Here is a 19,146-nt window from a genome sequence, read left to right on the forward strand (position 1 = left end):
ATTTGCGGAGACCTCTCATGACTCAACGGACCCTCGCCACTTTCATGCTCGCCCTGGGCCTGGCCACACTGGCCGGTTGCTCTTCGCCAGCGGTCATTACCTTGAATGACGGTCGCGAAATCCAGTCGGTCGATACCCCTAAATTCGATTCCGACACTGGCTTCTACGAGTTCGAACAACTGGACGGCAAGCAAACTCGCATCAACAAGGATCAGGTGCGCACCGTCAAAGACCTGTAAGCCTCGGCATTGCAGCCAGTGCCCGCTCCCCGCGGGCATTGTCGTATCTGGACCGGCGAAAACCTCACTCACCAGGCCAGCGTGATCCGACTTTCGAACACCCGTTCCAGCCCACTGAGCGGATCGTTGAAACGCAGCCCCTTGGCCAGGAGCTTCAGCGGATTGGCGTAGTCATCGACGGCATCCTTGATCACCTGGGGATAGAACGGATCATTGCAAATGCTTGCACCGAGCGCCGTCATGTGAACCCGCAACTGGTGTTTTTTACCGGTGACCGGGTCCAGGCCATAGCGCCATAGCTCGCCGTTTTTTTCCAGGACTCGCACCGCCGTTTCGGTATTGCTGTGGCCTGGCCCCTCCTGCATGCGGAAGAAAGGCTCGCCATCCACCAACCGGCTCTTGTGCACCAGCGGAAACGACAACTCAGGCAATGCGCGGGCGATCGCTTCGTAGTGCTTGTCGATCTGTCGGGTGGGGAACAGCGATTGGTAGGCAGCGCGGCTCTGTGGATTGGCAGAGAACAGCACAAGCCCGGCGGTATGTCGATCAATGCGGTGTAAGGGCACCAGATGGGGATTGTCCAGACGCCGGATCAAGCGACGCAGCAGCGTCTGCTCGACATACTCGCCCGCCGGGGTCACGGGCAGGAAGTGCGGCTTGTCAGCCACCACCAGATGTTCGTCGGCGTACAGGATCGACTCCTCCACCGGGATAGGCTTTTCATCGGGGACTTCGCGGAAATAGTGGATCCGCAGACCTTCCTTGTACGCAAGGTCAAGGGCAATCGGCTGGCCTTGGGCATCCAGCACCCGTCCACGGGCAATTCGATCCAGCCATTGCTCACGGCCAATGGCGCTGAAGTGTTCGCACAGGCATTCAAGCACCGTTACCCAGGCGCCCGGAGGCAGGTACAACGTGCTGGCTTGGTGCTGTGCAGCGGAAAATAGAGAGGTGGACATGGCAAAGCTCGTGGCGTTATTGCAGAAAGGTATTATCCGGCAACGGGCCCGAGTACACCTAATACCGATTCCCTGCCCGCCGTTTTCAGGCAGTCATTGACTCTCTGAGTGCCTGTGCTTCGGTGAACTCCTTCAACCAACGCAGGACATCAACGGCCTCCCAGCGGCCCGGATCATAGAGCGCGTAAAGCAGCCCCTGATAGCCGACGACATCCAGTTGCCGGTGATAGCCGGCCCGCTGAAACAAGGCTTCGATCTCGGCAAAGCAGGTATTGAAATGCACTTTGTTGAAGGGCGTCTTGCCTTCCGTCACCAGGCCATCAAGCTGCAGCTCGCGTACCGCCTCACGTACTACATCGGCGGACATCCGATTGACGCTGGATTTCAACTGTTCGACCTTGACCATGCTGCGCCCCTCTCTTTCCGTCTGCACCTGCTCGGGCAAGCCAACCGCCGCCCGACAAGCCAATAACTGTACAGACATACAGTACAGGAATAAATCGGCGGGCGCCAATGGCATACAGGAGAGTCGACCAGCGGGAAAGGTTACGCGGGAGGAATCAGCGCAGGAACGCCACGACCTGTTCAGCGTCGAACGGCCAGTCCAGCTCGGCACTCGTATCGACCCTGCGCAACACCGGAATCCGCAAGCCATAGGCCTCGACCATGGCCTCGCCCTCGGCGATGTCCACCAACTCCACCATCAGTCCGTGCTCGACCAGCGGCATCAGTACGTCTTCGGCGAGTTCACACAGGTGGCACCCAAGGGTGCCGAACAACTGGCATTCAGGAGGCATGGCGGACAAACCGGCAAGGATCGGGTAATCATTCTAGGCCGACCACCCAACCCCGTCGAGCCGCGGACCGGCCCTGGCACTCAGTCCTGACTGATCGCGCCGATCTTGTGGATCGACAGGTCGGCACCGTAATACTCCTCTTCCTGACTCAGGCGCAGACCATGCAGGGCCTTGATCACCCCGTAGACCAGAAAACCACCCAGCAGGGCCACCGCTATCCCCAGTGCCGTGCCGATGAGCTGGCTAACCAGACTGACGCCCCCCAAGCCACCCAGTGCACGCTGACCGAAGATCCCGCACGCAATCCCACCCCAGGCGCCGCACAAACCATGCAACGGCCAGACACCCAGGACGTCATCGATTTTCCAGCGGTTCTGCGCGGCGATAAAACACCAGACAAACAGCGCGCCGGCAATGGCACCGGTAATCAGTGCACCGACCGGGTGCATCAGGTCGGAACCCGCACAGATAGCCACCAGCCCGGCCAGCGGACCGTTGTGCAGAAAGCCCGGGTCGTTGCGCCCGACAATCAGCGCCGCCATGGTGCCCCCAACCATTGCCATCAATGAGTTGACCGCCACCAGCCCACTGACCCCTTGCAGCGTCTGGGCGCTCATGACGTTGAAGCCGAACCAGCCAACGATCAGGATCCACGAACCCAGCGCCAGGAACGGAATACTCGACGGCGCAAACGCCACCAACCGCCCTTCGCGATAGCGACCATTGCGCGGTCCCAGCAACAGCACCGCCGCCAGCGCCAGCCAACCACCCATGGCATGCACCACGACCGAGCCGGCAAAGTCATGGAAGCTGGCGCCGAACCGCTCGAGTAACCAGGCTTGCAGGCCGAAGTTGCCATTCCAGACCATACCTTCGAAGAACGGATAGATGAACGCCACGATCAACGCCGTCGCGCACAGTTGCGGAACAAACCGCGCCCGCTCGGCGATCCCTCCGGAAATGATCGCCGGAATGGCTGCGGCGAAGGTCAGCAAAAAGAAAAATTTCACCAGGCCATAGCCGTGATCCGCGCTGAGTACGCTCGCCGGCTGCAGGAAATTGACCCCGTAGGAAATCCAATAGCCTATAAAGAAGTAGGCCAGTGTCGACACTGCAAAGTCGCTGATGATCTTCGACAGCGCATTCACCTGATTCTTCTGACGCACCGTGCCCACTTCCAGAAACGCGAACCCGGCGTGCATGGCCAGGACCATCACCGCACCGATCAGTATGAAGAGCGTATTGGAGCTATGGATCAGGGTATCCACTGCACTTTGCAAATTTTCCATGGGCTGGGCAGACCTTCAAATGGGAAAAGCACCAAAGCAGTTCATCGCGCCTGTATGCGCACCAAGTTGATACCGGCCCTGGTATCCACCGCGTTCAGAATCGAACCGTTTTGGCGCATAGACTTGAACGTGATCCATCGTTGCCTGGATGATCCCGCGGGTTTCTATGATTTAGGTTATGGTTTTGTCGATGAGCGCCCGCTTTCAGAACAGACGGGCAGGCCAACGCACCATGACATAGCAAAAGCTGTACCAGTCATTTGCACTGAACCTTAGTGCAACGCCCATACTCGAACCTTTGACACGCCACTTATGGAGATCAACATGGCCAGCAAAACGGCAAAGACCGCCCAAGAAATCCTGATGGACGATTTTCAGACACTGGTCAGCGATACCGAGCGGCTGCTGGAACACACGGCAACCCTGGCGGGCGATCAAGCCGATGAATTGCGTGATCAGATCCACCAAAGCCTGCTGCGCGCCCGGGAAACCCTGCAACTGACCCAGGACTCCCTGGCCGAGCGCGGCAAGGCCGCGGTCACCGCCACCGAAGACTATGTGCAGGCCAATCCCTGGCAGTCGGTGGGCATTGCCGCCGGGGTTGGCTTCCTCATCGGTCTACTGGCGACACGGCGCTGATATGGCTATCGGTGAATCGGCTTCGACCGAAAACTCCGCTGGCGCTTCACCGCGTCGCCTGGGCGCTGCCTTTTTGGGGCTGCTGCACAGTCATGTCGAATTGTTCGGCATCGAATTGCAGGAGCAGAAAGCCCGTACGGTGAGCCTGCTGCTGTTCGCCGGACTGGCCCTGGTGTTCGCCCTGCTGCTGCTCGTCGGTCTTTCGGCACTGGTGATGATTCTGCTCTGGGACACCTATCGCCTGAGCGCGATCGTCGGCTTGTGTGTGTTCTACCTGTTGGCCGCGCTGTTCTGCGGCCTGCGCTTGAAAGCGGCGGTGTTTGACGAGTCATCGCCCTTCCACGCCACCCTCGAGGAACTGGCCAACGACAGGGAGCGCCTGCTGCCATGAACCTTCCTGAAATTCCCAAGAACAGTTCCCGCCAGGAAATGCGCAAGGCCCTGATACGCTTGCGTATGGAAATGCATCGCCAGGAACTGCGCCACGAGTCACAACAATTGCTGCAACCGCTGCAACGCGTGCGCGGCATGGGCCAAAGCTTTCAGGATGGCTTCGGTTTCAAACATGCGCCTCTCTGGGGCGTGGCCGCGGTGACCGTGCTCGGATTCCTGACCGGCAAGGGTGCCAAGGGCGGCGGAATACGCAGCACCACACGACTGGTCAGACTGGGCACCACCCTGCTGCCCCTGATCAAGCTGATCATTCAGGGCGGCACACGCAAAAACTGACCGATAGCCCAACCGGTCTCCCTGGCGGAGGCTCGGTTGCGCTTGCAGCCTGTGGAATGACGCGGGAAGCTAGCGCATCAGTCATCAGACGGAGCAATCAGCCTTGGATTGGCAAACCCTGCTTAATCGTGAACGCCTCGGCAAGCCTGTGCACAGCCCCCAGGAACTTGGCCGCAGCCCGTTCCACAAGGACCATGACCGGGTCATTTTCTCCGGAGCCTTTCGCCGCCTGGGACGCAAGACCCAGGTCCACCCAGTGTCCAGCAATGACCATATCCATACCCGCCTGACCCACTCCCTGGAGGTCAGTTGTGTGGGGCGTTCCCTGGGCATGCGGGTCGGTGAAACCATTCGCAATGCCCTGCCAGACTGGTGCGAACCCAGTGACCTGGGCATGGTGGTGCAGTCTGCCTGCCTGGCCCACGACATCGGCAATCCGCCTTTCGGTCACTCCGGCGAGGACGCCATTCGCTACTGGTTCCAGCAAGCTGCGGGCAAAGGCTGGCTCGATGGAATGAGTGAGGTCGAACGCAATGACTTCCTCAACTTCGAAGGCAACGCCCAGGGCTTCCGAGTACTGACGCAACTTGAGTACCACCAGTTCGACGGTGGCACCCGGCTGACCTACGCGACCCTCGGCACGTACCTGAAATATCCCTGGACCGCGCGCCACGCCGACTCGTTGGGTTACAAGAAGCACAAGTTCGGTTGCTACCAAAGCGAACTGCCGTTGCTGGAGCAAATCGCCCACAAGCTTGGCTTGCCGCAACTGGAGGACCAGCGTTGGGCTCGACACCCGCTGGTCTACCTGATGGAGGCGGCAGATGACATCTGTTACGCCCTGATCGATCTGGAGGACGGCCTGGAGATGGAGCTTTTGCAGTACGCGGAAGTTGAGTCGCTGTTGCTCGGACTGGTTGGTGATGACTTGCCGGAAACGTACCGGCAACTTGGCGCCAATGATTCACGCCGGCGAAAACTGGCGATTCTGCGTGGCAAGGCCATCGAACACCTGACCAATGCCGCGGCCCGGGCGTTTGTCGAACAGCAGGACGCGCTGCTGGCGGGCACCCTGCAGGGGGATCTGGTGGAGCATATGCACGGTCCCGCCAAGCGTTGCGTACTCAACGCCAAGGACATGGCGCGCAAGAAAATTTTCCAGGACAAGCGCAAGACGCTGCACGAAATCGGCGCCTACACCACCCTGGAAATACTCTTGAACGGTTTCTGCGGGGCGGCGCTGGAGCAACACGGGGGGCGTACCGCATCATTCAAGAACCGTCGGATACTCGATCTGCTGGGCAACAATGCCCCCGACCCACAGGGTTCATTGCATGCCTCATTCCTGCGCATGATCGACTTCATCGCAGGCATGACCGACAGCTATGCCAGCGAAATGGCGCTGGCCATGACGGGGCGTTCAAGCCACTCCTGAAAGCTGTTCAACAGCCACTACGAATTCCAGTCAGTGGCTGTTGACCTCGCGCGTTGCCAGAGCACTTAAACCAGTTGTTTAAATGCGGCCTCGAATAATTGACCGACAAAAACTTCGACACCATTAAACAAAAAACAAACGACTCAAAACACTATAACTGAAACACCGAAAAATCAGACTGAGTGCTTTTCGCGGAGAGCCGAATGCTTGCTCACACTTTGAAAATCCTGCTGGTTGAAGACCATCCCTTCCAACTCCAGGCAACCTTGTGTCTATTGGAAACTTACGGTTTCACTCAGATTACAACGGCCGACACTGCCGACAATGCAATACAAAAAATGCAGGCGGCAACTCAACCCTTTGAAATCCTGTTATGTGACCAATGTCTTCCAGACCTCCCGGGTCTCGAGTTGATTGGCATAGCCCACTATCAAGGCTACATTCGTCACGCCATCCTCCTGAGCAGCCTGACCACTGGCGAACTCAGCGCATTGAAAGAATCGGCTCACGCTCAACGCCTGCCTCTGTTAGGCTACCTGGCAAAACCATTGAAACATCCTGAACTCTTAAGATTATTGACACCCCTGAAAAACGACAACTCACAACAGCAGATCTCACCCTGAGCCTGGGAGTCCAAACACCTTACAAAAACAACTCGGGGCACCATTATCGGCGAGAGGCCACGAACGCAACATACACTTGCAAACACACTTGATTAAGAACCCCCCTTCATCTTCACCTACTCATTTGACCAGTTGCTGCGTAATCCCCTGCCTTTTCTATTGTAGGACGAGTCCTATATTGCATCTGCGACCGCTTCGGTTAATACGTCAGTTCACCTATCTGAGCTAATGTGCTCGCTTTATTTGCGCACGTTTGGGAACTGATTATGAACTCCGTTTTTATTGTCGACGATCACCCCGTCATTCGCCTTGCGGTTCGTATGTTGCTGGAACATGAAGGTTACAAAGTCGTCGGAGAATCCGACAATGGCGTCGACGCCATGCAAATGATTCGCGAATGTATGCCCGACCTGATCATCCTCGATATCAGCATTCCCAAGCTGGATGGCCTGGAAATTCTTTCTCGCTTCAACAGTATGAATACCCCGTTGAAAACTCTGGTACTCACCGCCCAGTGCCCGAAACTCTTTGCCATCCGTTGCATGCAGTCCGGCGCCTGCGGTTACGTGTGCAAGCAGGAAGATCTCAGTGAACTGGTGAGCGCAATAAACGCGGTGTTCTCTGGTTATCACTACTTCCCCAGCCAGGCACTTAATCCGATTCGCGGCAATGAAGAACAATCCGATGAACTCGACTTGTTCAAATCCGTCAATGACCGCGAACTGATGGTTCTGCAACTGTTTGCCCAGGGACGTAGCAACAAGGAAATTGCCAAGGGCATGTTTCTCAGCAACAAGACTGTCAGCACCTATAAAAAAAGGTTGATGCAAAAGCTCAAGGCAAAGTCCCTGGTCGAGCTAATAGAAATGGCAAAACGCAACGCTCTGGTGTGAGAAACAGGATGCCAAGGTTGTTGAAGGACTTTTTACTATCTCTGGGTGCCGGCATGTTCATCTGTGCGTCAGTGGCCGTTGCAGACCCCGGGGTCGGTAGCTACCCCCTGCTCAGTCGCTCAGCCACCCACCACATGGACGTTCGACTGGATGACACACAACGGCAGTGGTTGGAAAACAAACGCGAATTGATTTTGGGTACGTCATCTCCCGACTACCCGCCCTTCGACTTGACCACCAGTGGTCGCGACTACGAAGGATTCACCGCCGACTATGCGGGCATCCTCGGCGCGACCCTGGGGCTGCCCATCACCATTCGTCGCTACCCCGATCGCGAAACGGCCATCCTTGCCCTGGAGCGAGGTGAAGTGGACCTGCTCGGTACGGCAAATGGCTTCGAAGCCCAGCGCTCGAACATCGCCCTGTCCATTCCCTACGCCATCGACCAACCGGTGCTGGTGACGCGCGAAGCCGAGACCCGTTCGCTGACCGAAGGCCTTGCCGGCATGCGCTTGAGCATGGTCTATCACTACTTGCCCATGGAGGAAGTCCGCGCCCTGTACCCCAAGGCCATCATCACCCCCTATCCCTCTTTCCAGAACGCGATCAACGCAGTCGCCTTCGACGAGGCCGATGTGTTCCTTGGCGATACCGTCTCGACGCACTTCATGATCAACAAGGGCTACCTGAAGAACGTGCGGATGGCCAACTTCGGCAAACATGAAGCTTTCGGGTTCAGCTTTGCCGTCAGCAACGACAACCCTGTCCTGCTCCCCCTTATAAATGCGGTCCTCGAGGCCATTCCTGCGCGCGAGCGCGAGAGCATTGCCAAACGCTGGAGCGTCGGCAGTGACATGCTGCTCACCGACCGCAAGCTGCAGTTGACCAGCCGCGAGGAACAGTGGCTGACCCAGCATCCGATCGTGCGAGTGGCTGTCAGCGATACCTTCGCACCACTGACATTCTTTGACTCACAACAGAACCTGCGGGGCATTGCAGCCGACCTGCTCGAGTTGATCCGGCTCAGGACCGGCTTGCGCTTCGAAATACATCGCAGCCAAAACGACCGCGCCATGCTCGACCTGATCGAGGAAGAGCAGGTCGACCTGATTGCGGCGCTCGTGCCCAACGCCGAGTACGAACAACACCTGAACTTCACCCGTCCCTATCTGGAAAACTCCTACGTCCTGATGACCCGCAAAGGCGCAGCAAGCCTGGTCAACCTTGAACAACTGATCGGCAAGAGCCTTGCCATCACCCAAGGCAATCCATTGCAGGACTATCTGCAACGCGAGCACCCGAACATAAGACTGGTAGAAACACCGGACACCTTCAACGCCGTGGAGCAGTTGGCCAACGGACAGGTCGATGCCGCGGTGGACTCGCTGGTGATTGCCAATTACTTCATTTCCTCGCACGTCTTCGAGGACAAACTGCAAATCAGTGCAACCGTCGGTACCCAACAGGCAGCGGTATCACTGGCGACCGCGCGGGGCGCGACCGAACTGAGCTCGATCCTCGACAAAGCCCTCCTGAGCATTGCCCCAGAAGAGCTGGGCATCATCAACAGCCGTTGGCGCGGTTACAGTGGTGCCTCCAACGGTGCCTGGCGCAATTACCAGCGCCTGCTGTATCAACTGGCGCTGGGCAGTGGTCTTGCATTGCTGCTGCTCCTGGCCTGGAACACCCACATGCGGCGCCAGATCAAGCAACGACAAAAGGCCGAGCGTGCGCTCAATGATCAACTGGAGTTCATGGGCACCCTGGTCAACGGTACGCCCCATCCGATCTACGTACGCGACCGCGAGGGACGCCTGCAAAGTTGCAACGACAGCTATCTGCAAACCTTCGACACCCGACGCGAGGACGTGATCGGCAAGACCATCATGCAAGGTGCCACCAGCAACACCCTCGAGGCTCGCGAGTACCAGGCGGACTATGATCGGGTCGTGGCCGAAGGCTCCCCCTTGATTGTCGATCGCACCCTGAACATTGGCTGCAGGAAGCTCACCATCTATCACTGGGTGCTGCCCTACCGAGACTCGACGGGTGAAGTCCAGGGCATCATCGGCGGCTGGATCGACATCAGCGACCGTCGCCAGCTGTTCGACGAGCTCAGGGCCGCCAAGGAGCAGGCCGACGCCGCGAACCGCGCGAAGAGCACGTTCCTGGCGACCATGAGCCATGAGATCCGCACCCCCATGAATGCGGTCATCGGCATGCTCGAGCTGACCCTCAAGCGCGATGGCCGTGACGCTCTGGACCGACCTGCCATAGAGGTGGCCTACAACTCGGCCAAGGATTTGCTGGAACTCATCGGCGACATTCTCGACATTGCCCGAATCGAGTCCGGCCGTTTGAGCCTTGCACCGGAACCGGTAAACCTCAGCGATACTCTGGAAGCGGTAGTCCGGGTCTTTGAGGGGCTTGCCCGACAGAAAGAACTCAATCTGGTGCTGGATTTCCCCGATAGCGCCACTCAGCCCGATGTCATGACCGACCCTTTGCGCCTCAAGCAAATAGTGTCGAACCTGATCAGCAATGCGATCAAGTTTACCGAGCGTGGCGAGGTTGAAATCAACGTTCGACTCACAGCAGTCGAGGGTAGCGAGCCATTGGCACTGGAGATCCAGGTCAATGACTCGGGAGCCGGCATCAGTGAAGACGATCAGCGACGGCTGTTCGAGCCCTTCGCCCAGGCCGACAACAGCAGTCAGCAAGCCAGGAGTGGTGCCGGGCTGGGCCTGGTGATCTGCCGCAATCTCTGCGAAATGATGGGCGGCAGCCTGGCCCTGAGCAGCCAGCCAGGCGTAGGCACCCAGGTGCGGGTCAGCCTGCCGGTGGTCGCCCTGCCTGGTGCAACCGTCAAGCAAAGCCCATCCGCAGTCTCGCCGGCGGCTCAGGAAGCGCTGGACATACTGGTGGTCGATGATCATCCGGCGAACCGCCTTCTGGTGAGTCAGCAACTGGCGTTCCTCGGGCACCACTGCATCACGGCCAATGATGGCGAAGAAGGCTTTCGAGCCTGGCGCGCGGAGCATTTCGACCTGGTGATGGTCGACTGCAACATGCCGGTCATGAATGGCTATGAGCTCAGCCAGGCCATTCGCAAAGTCGAAGCGGACGAACAGCTGGAAGCCTGCACGGTGCTGGGCTTCACCGCCAACGCTCAACCCGAGGAGAAACAACGCTGCCTGCAAGCCGGGATGAACGATTGCCTGTTCAAACCCGTCAGCCTGACAACCTTGAACCAATGCCTGGCAACACGCTGGCCCCGCCTCGAACATCAGCCCTTCAGCCTCGAGAGCCTGCACACCCTCACTGGCGGCGACCCCACGCTCACGCAGCGGCTGCAGGGCGAATTGCTCAACAGCAATCGTCTCGACCGCCAGGCACTTCTCGACCTACCCACAAGCAGCCAGCGCCAGGCCTTTATCGATATCGCGCACAAGATCAAGGGCGCTGCCAGGATTGTCCAGGCAACGAGACTGATTGAAAGCTGCGAAGCCCTGGAACAGGTCTGCCACAAGGACTACACCGAGGACAACTTGCAGACCTGCATCGATGAGGTCAATCAAGCCATGCTAGAGCTGGATCAGGCGCTGCAGCGCCAACTCACGCCACAACCCTGCACCTGATAGCCACCTGAACGCCCCGTCCAGCCTGCGCGGGCCTGCCAGGCTGGCCCCTCTTCTCGCGAGGATTCACGGCAAACCGCAGCGCGATTAACTATGCTTGATCGCTTGGCAGTGTGTACCGACCACGGAGAGCCCCTCGCAATGCCCAGCTCGCTGCGCCCGGATAAGCGCCGGTTCCCACTGCACGTGCACATCAGCATGATGTTCACTCTTCTGCTGCTGTTTACAGGGATTGTCCTGGGTATTTTCAACTATCGGCAAACCACCCAGATCATCCTGTCCAGCAGTGAAAAGCTGTTCGCGCGGATCGAGCAGGACGTGCGCAACGACCTGCAGACTACCTACCAGCCGATCCGTCACCTGCTGAACCTGCTGGTGGAAAATCCGGCTGTACAAGGACCGGACCTCCAGCATCGACTGGCCTTGCTCAAGTCGTTCAGCCAGGCACTCGTCGACAATCCGGAGCTGGCCTCACTCTATGTCGGGTATGCCGACGGCGATTTTTTCATGGTCCGGCCCCTGCGCAGCGACGCCCTGAAAAACACTTTGCACGCGCCAGAAGGCGCCGCCTATCAAGTGTGGAGCATCGACCGCGACAGCCGGACCGGACAGGTTCGCTCCCAATCACTGTTCTACGATTCGGCACTGAAGTTGATCGCCAGCGTTGAAAACGCCCGGGAAGCCTACGATCCACGCACGCGCGCCTGGTTCAACAGCGCAGGGGCGCGCGATGAACAGATCACCACCGAACCCTATATTTTCTTTTCGACCCACAACATCGGCACGACCCTCGCTCGTAGGAGCGGCCTCAGCGCCGTATTGGGCGCGGACCTGACCCTGGCCCAATTGTCCGCCACCCTGGCCAAGCATCAAGTGACACCAGGCACTGAAGTCGTGCTGTTTGATAGCGACGGCAATGCCATCGCTTATCCCGACAACAGCAAGCTGATCATCGACGGCCAGGATTCGCGCCTGTCCAAGGCCAGCGACCTGAGTCCGGCGCTGGCTGCATTGCTGTCCAACCGTGCAGACGGCAATCGCCTGGACATCCACCGTCGGCAATGGATTTTCGCCCGTAGCAGTATCCAGGAAGGTGGCCCGCGGGGATTGCAACTGGCGGTGATGGTGCCCGAGGACGAATTGCTGATCGACGCCTACCGGATGCGCTGGCAAGGAGCGCTGATCACCCTGGCGACCTTGCTGCTGTGCTTGCCACTGGGCTGGCTGACTTCGCGAATTCTGGTCAAACCCTTGCGTGCCCTGGTCAAGGAGGCCGATGTCATTCGCAGTTTCGATTTCAACTACCCGGTGGCGCGCCGCTCGCCGGTCCTGGAAGTGGACCAGCTCAGCGTGTCCATGGCCCGGATGAAAGACACCCTGGCGAGCTTTTTCCAGATCACCGACAGCCTGTCTGCAGAGACTCGCTTCGAACCGCTGCTGCAACGCGTGCTCTTCGAAACGGTAAAAATCGCCCAAGCCCAGGCAGGCTTGATCTATCTGCGGGAAAACGAAGGCAATCGCCTGGTGCCCCATGGCCTGGTCATCGACGACGAAGCACGGGCACTTGAAGGTTTCAATATCCAGAGCCACGAGCCGAGCGACGCGGGTGGTGCTGCCTGGTTCCAGCCATTACTCGAGCAGAATTCCGTGGTCGCCACCCTGGGCTTCGAACAGGCCGCTGACTTGCAAAGCGTGCTGCTGGCGATGCAAGCGCCCCGCGTTCATCTGATCGGCATTCGCCTGCATAACCAGCACAACGAAACCGTTGGCGCCCTGGTGTTGCTGCTGGCTGACAGTGGCACTCAGGCCGACCTGGAAAAATTGCGGCCTGACCGGATCGCGTTCATCCGCGCTGTTTCCGGGGCAGCGGCCGTCAGTATTGAAAGCCAGCGCCTGCAGGCCCGGCAAAAACACCTGCTGGAGTCCTTCATCAAATTGATGGCCGGCGCCATCGACGCCAAGAGTCCCTATACCGGTGGCCATTGCCAACGGGTACCGGCACTGACGTTGATGCTCGCCCAGGCGGCGGCCGCCAGCCAGACTCCGGAGTTCAGCGGCTACAACCCGACGGAAGACGAGTGGGAAGCCCTGCATATTGCCGCTTGGCTGCATGACTGCGGCAAGGTCACGACCCCTGAATACGTGGTCGACAAGGCGACCAAGCTGGAGACCCTCAATGACCGCATCCATGAGATCCGCACACGTTTCGAAGTCGTCAAGCGCGATGCCTGGATAGCCTATTGGCAGGGACTGGCCCAGGGCGAAAACCCCCAGCACCTGAATGAAGTACGGGATGCCACCCTCGCCGCACTGGACGACGACTTTGCCTTTATCGCCCGCAGCAACCTGGGGGGCGAGGCGATGGCCGATGCTGATCTGCAGCGTTTGCACACTATTGCCCAGCGCACCTGGAGCCGAACTCTGGATGACCGCCTGGGCGTGTCCTGGGAAGAAAACCGCCGCCAGGCTCGCACCAGCGCCCCCGAATTACCGGCCACCGAGTTCCTGTTGGCAGATAAACCCGAGCACCTGTACGAACGCGACAGCGCCGAACTGATCGCCCCGGACAACCCCTGGGGATTCAAGCTCGACGTGCCTGCGTACAAATACAATCGCGGTGAACTCTACAACCTGAGCATTACCCGCGGCACGCTGACCCGCGAAGAGCGCTATATCATCAACCATCACATGGTGCAGACGATCCTCATGCTCAGCCACCTGCCCTTTCCCGGACACCTGAACAACGTCATGGAGATTGCCGGCGGACACCACGAAAAGATGGATGGCACCGGCTACCCGCGCCAACTGAAACGCGAGCAGATGAGCCTGCCCGCGCGGATGATGGCCATCGCCGATATCTTCGAGGCGCTGACGGCCGCGGATCGCCCTTACAAGAAGGCCAAGACCCTGAGCGAAGCCTTGGGCATCATGGCCTTCATGTGTCGCGATGCGCACATTGATCCAGAACTGTTTGCCCTGTTCATCAATGAAAAAATCTACCAGCAATATGCCGACCGATTTCTCGAGCCGCAGCAGATCGATAGCGTCGACGCGCAGAGCCTGCTGGCCAAGGCCGGCCTGAGCGCCTGATCAGCAGTCCGTCAGGCGCAGGAAGATCGCCGCCAGTTGCTCGATACCAGCCTGATCGTCGAGGGTAAAACGCGCGAGCGACGGGCTATCCAGGTCCAGCACGCCGATCAACTTGCCGTCCTTGACCAGCGGCACCACCAGCTCGCTGTTCGAGGCACTGTCGCAGGCGATATGCCCGGGAAATGCATGCACGTCTTCTACGCGTTGAGTGCTGAGGGTGGCTGCTGCCGCTCCACAGACGCCGCGCCCGAACGGAATCCGCACACAGGCGATCTGTCCCTGGAACGGCCCAAGCACCAACTCTTGATTGCGATTGAGGTAGAAACCCGCCCAGTTCAGATCCTCGATCTGGTTGAACAAAAACGCCGAGAACTGCGCGGCGTTGGCAATGAAATCGCGCTCATCGGCCAACAGCGACTCCAATTGCGCGCAAAGCAGGCCATAGCCCTCCAGCCCTGCGCCGGTTTTCTGCAAATCGATCATGCCTTGTGCTCCAACAATTTGAGCCCGACCCAATAGCGGGCGAACTGATAGGCGCAACGCCCGTTTCGGTTGCCACGCCCGGTCGCCCAGCGCACCGCAAGAATCTCCAGCGCTTCATCACGCTGCCAGGCCAGGCCGGCCTTGGCCGCCAACTGCCCGATCCAATGTTCCACCACGTCGAGAAAGTGCTCTTGAGTGAAAGGGTAGAACGACAGCCACAGGCCAAACCGATCCGAGAGCGCGATCTTGTCCTCCACCGCCTCATTGGGGTGCAGTTCGCCATCGACCATTTTCCAGTTTTCGTTATCGCTTTCCTTCTCCGGCACCAGGTGGCGACGGTTGGACGTGGCATACAGCAGCACGTTGTCCGGTGCCTGCTCCAACGAGCCGTCGAGCACACTTTTCAACACCCGGTAGTCGCCTTCGCCGGACTCGAAGGACAGGTCGTCGCAGAACAGCACGAAGCGTTGCGGCAGCTTGGCGATTTGCTCGACCACCCGTGGCAGGTCGGCCAGGTGATCGCGCTCAATCTCGATCAGGCGCAGACCGTGCTGGGCATGCTCGGCCAACAAGGCCCGCACCAGCGACGACTTGCCGGTGCCGCGGGAGCCCCACAGCAAGGCATGGTTGGCGGGCATCCCATCGAGGAACTGGCGGGTATTGCGCCCCAGTTGCTCCAGTTGCTTGTCGACGCCGATCAGGTCGGACAGACGCATGTCGAGACTGACCTGCAGCGGCAACAGAAAACCGCTGCGGCCTTCGCGCTGCCAACGGGCGGCCAGGCACTCGGTCCAGTCAATGGCTGTACGCTGCACCGGCAACAGCGGTTCGATACGCGCCAGTACGGCGTCCGCGCGTTCAAGAAAGGCATTCAATCGAGAGTCCACGACTTCTCCTCAGGCACATTCACGATAATGTTGGGGGGACCGGCAGCCAGGCAAGCCATCAGCACTGCCGACGGCCATTGATGATCAGCTATGCTTGGCCCAGAACGGAAACGGAAGTGGTTCAGCACCCGATGGATATCAAATTCACCAACCGGCTGTCTTACAAGCAGGCCAAACTCACCGTGCTGGTCGGTTTCGTTCTGGGTATGGTGCTCAGCCTGGTGCAAATAGGCATCGATTATGCCAGCGAAGACGCTTCCATCAACCGGGAAATCTTGTCGCTGATGGAAATCAGCCACAGCCCCGCGTCACGGATCGCCTACAACATCGATGCGGAACTGGCCCAGGAGCTGACACTCGGCCTGCTGCGCTCGCCGGCGGTGATCGGCGCGCAATTGACCGATAACAACCACACCGTCCTGGCCAACGTGAAGCGCGCACCGGCGCAAAGTCCCTACCGAGTGGTCAGCGACTACCTGTTTGGCGCTAACCGCCAGTTCAAGGAACGCCTGTTTCTCGAACACTTGCCTGACGAATCCCTCGGCACGCTGCAACTTGAGGTGGACACCTACGCATTCGGCAGCCGTTTCCTGCGTCGTGCCGAAGTCACCTTGCTCAACGGCTTTGCCCGCAGCCTGATCTTGAGCGGCATCCTCCTGGCCTTGTTCTACGTGATGCTGACCAAGCCCCTGGTTCGGGTCATTCGCGAACTGAGCGGGCGCGACCCGCGCATCGCCCAGCAACCGCCACTGGAGTGCCCAAAGCAGCATCAGAACGACGAAATCGGCGTGCTGGTCAAAGTCGCAAACCAGCAGTTCGCCAACATGACCACGGAGATCCAGCAACGCCGCGCGGCGGAGAACCGTCTGACCGACTACCTGGGCCAACTGGAGACCATCGTCTCCTCGCGGACCGCCGAATTGAAAGCGATCAACCGTCGGCTGACGACGTCCAACGAGGAACTGGAGATCGCGCGGCAGACGGCATTGGACATGGCGCAGGCGCGTTCGGTGTTCCTCGCCAACATGAGCCACGAGATCCGCACCCCGCTCAATGGCCTGCTGGGCATGATCGCCCTCTCCCTCGACAGCCCGCTGAATGCAGAGCAGCGCCAGCAACTGTCGATTGCCCACGACTCCGGCAAAGTGTTGGTGGAACTGCTCAACGACATTCTCGATCTGTCGAAATTCGATGCCGGCCAACTCGAGCTCGAACACATCCCCTTCGACCTCGGCTCACTGGTGGAGGACACCGCCAACCTGCTCTCGCAGAATGCGGCCCCCAATGTCGAGCTGACCTGCCTGATCGAGCCGCAGTTTCCCTCCCAGGTGGTCGGCGATCCGACCCGGGTACGGCAGATCGTCAGCAACCTGTTGTCCAATGCCCTCAAATTCACCCGCTTCGGGCGAGTGGATGTACGCCTGAGTCAACTGGCTGAAGGCATCAGGATTGAGGTGTGCGATACCGGGATCGGCATCGCACAAGAAGCCCAGGTGAGGATCTTCCAGCCGTTTACCCAGGCAGGCGCCGGCATCACCCGGCAATTTGGTGGAACCGGACTGGGCCTGGCCCTGACCTTCAACCTGTGCAACGCCATGCAAGGGCGCCTGAGTATCAGTTCGGAACCCGGGTTCGGCAGCCAGTTTTGCGCCGACCTGCCCTTGCCCACCCACGCTCCGGCACTGGCGCCCGGCCCCCTGCAAGGCAAGATCGTCGCGATTACCTCGGCCAATAGCGGCCTCGCCGAACTGCTCGACAGCCTGTTGCCCGGCTGGGGCCTGGACTACCAGCAATACCCTCTCGACGCTGCATTGAGCGGTCTCGACCCTGACGTACTGATCACCGATTGCGCACAATGCCTGTTCGGCCTGCGACCGAGAATAGACGCACCGATCCTGCTGGTGACGGCCTATGGCAACTTCATGCCAAGCGAAGAAAGCATCGCCCTGGCGCCCCTGCAACAACAGGCTCGCCCCCTGGCCCGCAATGCGCTGTACCAGACGCTACGCCGCGCACTGAATGCCGATCAGGCCGAGGACCCTCAGTCCTTGCAACAGATCAATCCAACGCAACAACGAGGGCGAATCCTGCTGGTCGAAGACAACCCGGTCAATCAGCTCGTAGCCAAGGGCATGCTGGGCAAATTGGGCGCCGACGTGATGGTGGTGGCACACGGTGCCGAAGCGCTCGATCAACTGGAGCTGAACCGTTTTGACCTGGTGCTGATGGACTGCAACATGCCGGTGATGGATGGTTATGAAGCCAGTCGGCATATTCGCCGCAGCGGACGCTGGCCGGATCTGCCGATTGTTGCCCTGACGGCCAATGCCATGCCCGAAGAGCGCGAGCGCTGCCGGGCCGCGGGCATGAACGACTACCTCGCCAAGCCCTTTCGCCGCGAAGAACTGGCCGCCATGCTCGACCTCTGGGTGCCGCTCAGGAAAGTGCCTTGATCTGCCCCAGCAACTGATCCAGCCCCACACGCAACTGACTCAATTGCTGCAGATCAACGCCGCTGTCACAGAGCAACCGCGCCTTGAGCGGCGCCACCTGCTCGCGCAACGAAAGACCCGCCGATGTCAGGCTCAAGTGCACTTCACGCTCATCGCGGGGTGAACGTTGACGCTCGACCAGCTGCATCTGTTGCAGACGCTTGAGCAACGGCGTCAGCGTTCCGGAATCCAGCGCCAGGCGCTCGCCAAGGGCCTTGACCGTCGGTTGATCCGGCATCTGCTGCTGCCATTCCCACAACACCAACATCACCAGATACTGCGGGTAGGTCAGGCCCAACTGGTCGAGCATCGGCTTGTAGCCACGAATCACCGCCCGGGACGCTGCATACAGCTTGAAACAGAGTTGGCTATCCAGAGCCAGCGCGTCGGAAGACAGGTCATTCATTTGAGCAGCGCTTCGATCTCGCGGGTCAGGTCCTGCGGCTTGGTGGCCGGGGCGAATCGCTTGACCAATGTGCCCTCCTGGCCAATCAGGAACTTGGTGAAATTCCATTTGATGCCTTGGGATCCCAGCACCCCCGGCGCGCGCTTTTTCAGCTGGACGAACAGCGGATGAGCATCGCTGCCGTTGACCTCGATCTTCTTGAACAGCGGAAAACTCACGCCAAAATTCAGCTCGCAGAACTCGGAGATGGCGCCTTCGTTGCCCGGTTCCTGCTTACCGAACTGATTGCACGGAAACCCCAGCACTACCAGCCCCTGGTCCTTGTAGGTCTGCCACAACTCTTCAAGCCCCTTGTACTGCGGGGTGAACCCGCATTTGCTGGCCGTATTGACCACGAGCAGCGCCTTGCCGGCGAAATCCGCCAGGGTTTTCTGCTCGCCCTTGATGGTGGTGCAGGGAATGCTCAACAGGTTATCGGCCATGGGGACAGGCTCCGCGGAATAATAAGGTAGAGCCAAACATAGCGAGCAATTTGATTGCGTGCAAT

General features: G+C 59.2%; 18 protein-coding genes. 10 read left to right on the top strand and 8 right to left on the bottom strand.

The features are described from left to right. Window positions 1–17 precede the first annotated feature (17 nt). A complete protein-coding gene (locus ACZYR5_RS00250) occupies window positions 18–239 on the top strand; it encodes a YgdI/YgdR family lipoprotein (RefSeq protein ID WP_027620199.1) in 222 nt (73 codons plus the stop codon). Between the two features lie 68 nt (window positions 240–307). On the opposite strand, the gene ACZYR5_RS00255 is transcribed toward ACZYR5_RS00250, so the two are convergent. The 4 genes from ACZYR5_RS00255 to ACZYR5_RS00270 all read right to left on the bottom strand — a co-directional run bounded on the left by ACZYR5_RS00255 (window position 308) and on the right by ACZYR5_RS00270 (window position 3,284). Further along, window positions 308–1,198, bottom strand: coding sequence for a pseudouridine synthase (locus tag ACZYR5_RS00255; RefSeq protein WP_489088420.1), 891 nt, complete (start codon window positions 1,196–1,198; stop codon window positions 308–310). 85 nt (window positions 1,199–1,283) lie between these two features. Continuing rightward, window positions 1,284–1,604 carry a transcriptional regulator gene (locus ACZYR5_RS00260; protein WP_489088419.1) on the bottom strand — a complete coding sequence of 107 codons (321 nt, stop codon included), beginning with the start codon at window positions 1,602–1,604 and terminating at the stop codon, window positions 1,284–1,286. A gap of 154 nt (window positions 1,605–1,758) precedes the next feature. Beyond that, on the bottom strand, window positions 1,759–1,995 hold the full coding sequence (locus ACZYR5_RS00265) for a glutaredoxin family protein (RefSeq protein WP_489088418.1): 237 nt from the start codon (window positions 1,993–1,995) through the stop codon (window positions 1,759–1,761). 80 nt (window positions 1,996–2,075) lie between these two features. Next, on the bottom strand, window positions 2,076–3,284 hold the full coding sequence (locus ACZYR5_RS00270; RefSeq protein ID WP_489088417.1) for an ammonium transporter: 1,209 nt from the start codon (window positions 3,282–3,284) through the stop codon (window positions 2,076–2,078). Window positions 3,285–3,608: 324 nt separating this feature from the next. Between ACZYR5_RS00270 and ACZYR5_RS00275 the strand changes: the two genes are divergently transcribed. The 8 genes from ACZYR5_RS00275 to ACZYR5_RS00310 all read left to right on the top strand — a co-directional run bounded on the left by ACZYR5_RS00275 (window position 3,609) and on the right by ACZYR5_RS00310 (window position 14,331). Beyond that, complete coding sequence (locus tag ACZYR5_RS00275) at window positions 3,609–3,923, top strand: ElaB/YgaM/YqjD family protein (protein ID WP_489088416.1); 315 nt, start codon at window positions 3,609–3,611, stop codon at window positions 3,921–3,923. 1 nt (window position 3,924) lies between these two features. Beyond that, entirely contained in the window at window positions 3,925–4,314 is a 390-nt protein-coding gene (locus tag ACZYR5_RS00280) for a phage holin family protein (protein ID WP_489088415.1), read from the top strand. After that, a complete protein-coding gene (locus ACZYR5_RS00285) occupies window positions 4,311–4,652 on the top strand; it encodes a hypothetical protein (RefSeq protein WP_489088414.1) in 342 nt (113 codons plus the stop codon). The genes ACZYR5_RS00280 and ACZYR5_RS00285 overlap by 4 nt, the downstream gene beginning before the upstream one ends. Window positions 4,653–4,755: 103 nt before the next feature. After that, entirely contained in the window at window positions 4,756–6,087 is a 1,332-nt protein-coding gene (locus tag ACZYR5_RS00290) for a deoxyguanosinetriphosphate triphosphohydrolase (RefSeq protein ID WP_489088413.1), read from the top strand. A 203-nt stretch (window positions 6,088–6,290) separates the two neighbouring features. Then, complete coding sequence (locus tag ACZYR5_RS00295; protein ID WP_489088412.1) at window positions 6,291–6,710, top strand: response regulator; 420 nt, start codon at window positions 6,291–6,293, stop codon at window positions 6,708–6,710. Window positions 6,711–6,976: 266 nt separating this feature from the next. Next, the gene (locus ACZYR5_RS00300) at window positions 6,977–7,603 is read left to right on the top strand and encodes a response regulator (RefSeq protein ID WP_489088486.1); all 627 of its coding nucleotides are present in this window, start codon (window positions 6,977–6,979) and stop codon (window positions 7,601–7,603) included. An 8-nt stretch (window positions 7,604–7,611) separates the two neighbouring features. Then, the gene (locus ACZYR5_RS00305) at window positions 7,612–11,241 is read left to right on the top strand and encodes a transporter substrate-binding domain-containing protein (protein WP_489088411.1); all 3,630 of its coding nucleotides are present in this window, start codon (window positions 7,612–7,614) and stop codon (window positions 11,239–11,241) included. A 141-nt stretch (window positions 11,242–11,382) separates the two neighbouring features. Further along, complete coding sequence (locus tag ACZYR5_RS00310; RefSeq protein WP_489088410.1) at window positions 11,383–14,331, top strand: HD domain-containing phosphohydrolase; 2,949 nt, start codon at window positions 11,383–11,385, stop codon at window positions 14,329–14,331. Here the strand turns inward: ACZYR5_RS00310 and ACZYR5_RS00315 are convergent, their stop codons facing one another. Together ACZYR5_RS00315 and ACZYR5_RS00320 are read right to left on the bottom strand one after the other, a co-directional pair. Further along, the gene (locus ACZYR5_RS00315) at window positions 14,332–14,814 is read right to left on the bottom strand and encodes a GAF domain-containing protein (RefSeq protein ID WP_489088409.1); all 483 of its coding nucleotides are present in this window, start codon (window positions 14,812–14,814) and stop codon (window positions 14,332–14,334) included. Then, window positions 14,811–15,701, bottom strand: a complete 891-nt coding sequence (locus ACZYR5_RS00320; RefSeq protein WP_489088408.1) for an ATP-binding protein — start codon at window positions 15,699–15,701, stop codon at window positions 14,811–14,813. The genes ACZYR5_RS00315 and ACZYR5_RS00320 overlap by 4 nt, the downstream gene beginning before the upstream one ends. A gap of 131 nt (window positions 15,702–15,832) precedes the next feature. Here ACZYR5_RS00320 and ACZYR5_RS00325 point away from each other — a divergent pair, with 131 nt between their 5' ends. Then, window positions 15,833–18,154, top strand: coding sequence for a hybrid sensor histidine kinase/response regulator (locus ACZYR5_RS00325; RefSeq protein WP_489088407.1), 2,322 nt, complete (start codon window positions 15,833–15,835; stop codon window positions 18,152–18,154). Here the strand turns inward: ACZYR5_RS00325 and ACZYR5_RS00330 are convergent. Next, window positions 18,138–18,599, bottom strand: a complete 462-nt coding sequence (locus ACZYR5_RS00330; RefSeq protein WP_489088406.1) for a MarR family winged helix-turn-helix transcriptional regulator — start codon at window positions 18,597–18,599, stop codon at window positions 18,138–18,140. The two genes, ACZYR5_RS00325 and ACZYR5_RS00330, sit on opposite strands and share 17 nt — an antisense overlap. Then, window positions 18,596–19,081, bottom strand: a complete 486-nt coding sequence (locus tag ACZYR5_RS00335; protein ID WP_489088405.1) for a glutathione peroxidase — start codon at window positions 19,079–19,081, stop codon at window positions 18,596–18,598. Before ACZYR5_RS00335 ends, ACZYR5_RS00330 begins: the two co-directional genes overlap by 4 nt. Window positions 19,082–19,146 lie beyond the last annotated feature (65 nt).

This window comes from Pseudomonas sp. F007 (genome assembly GCF_057814275.1).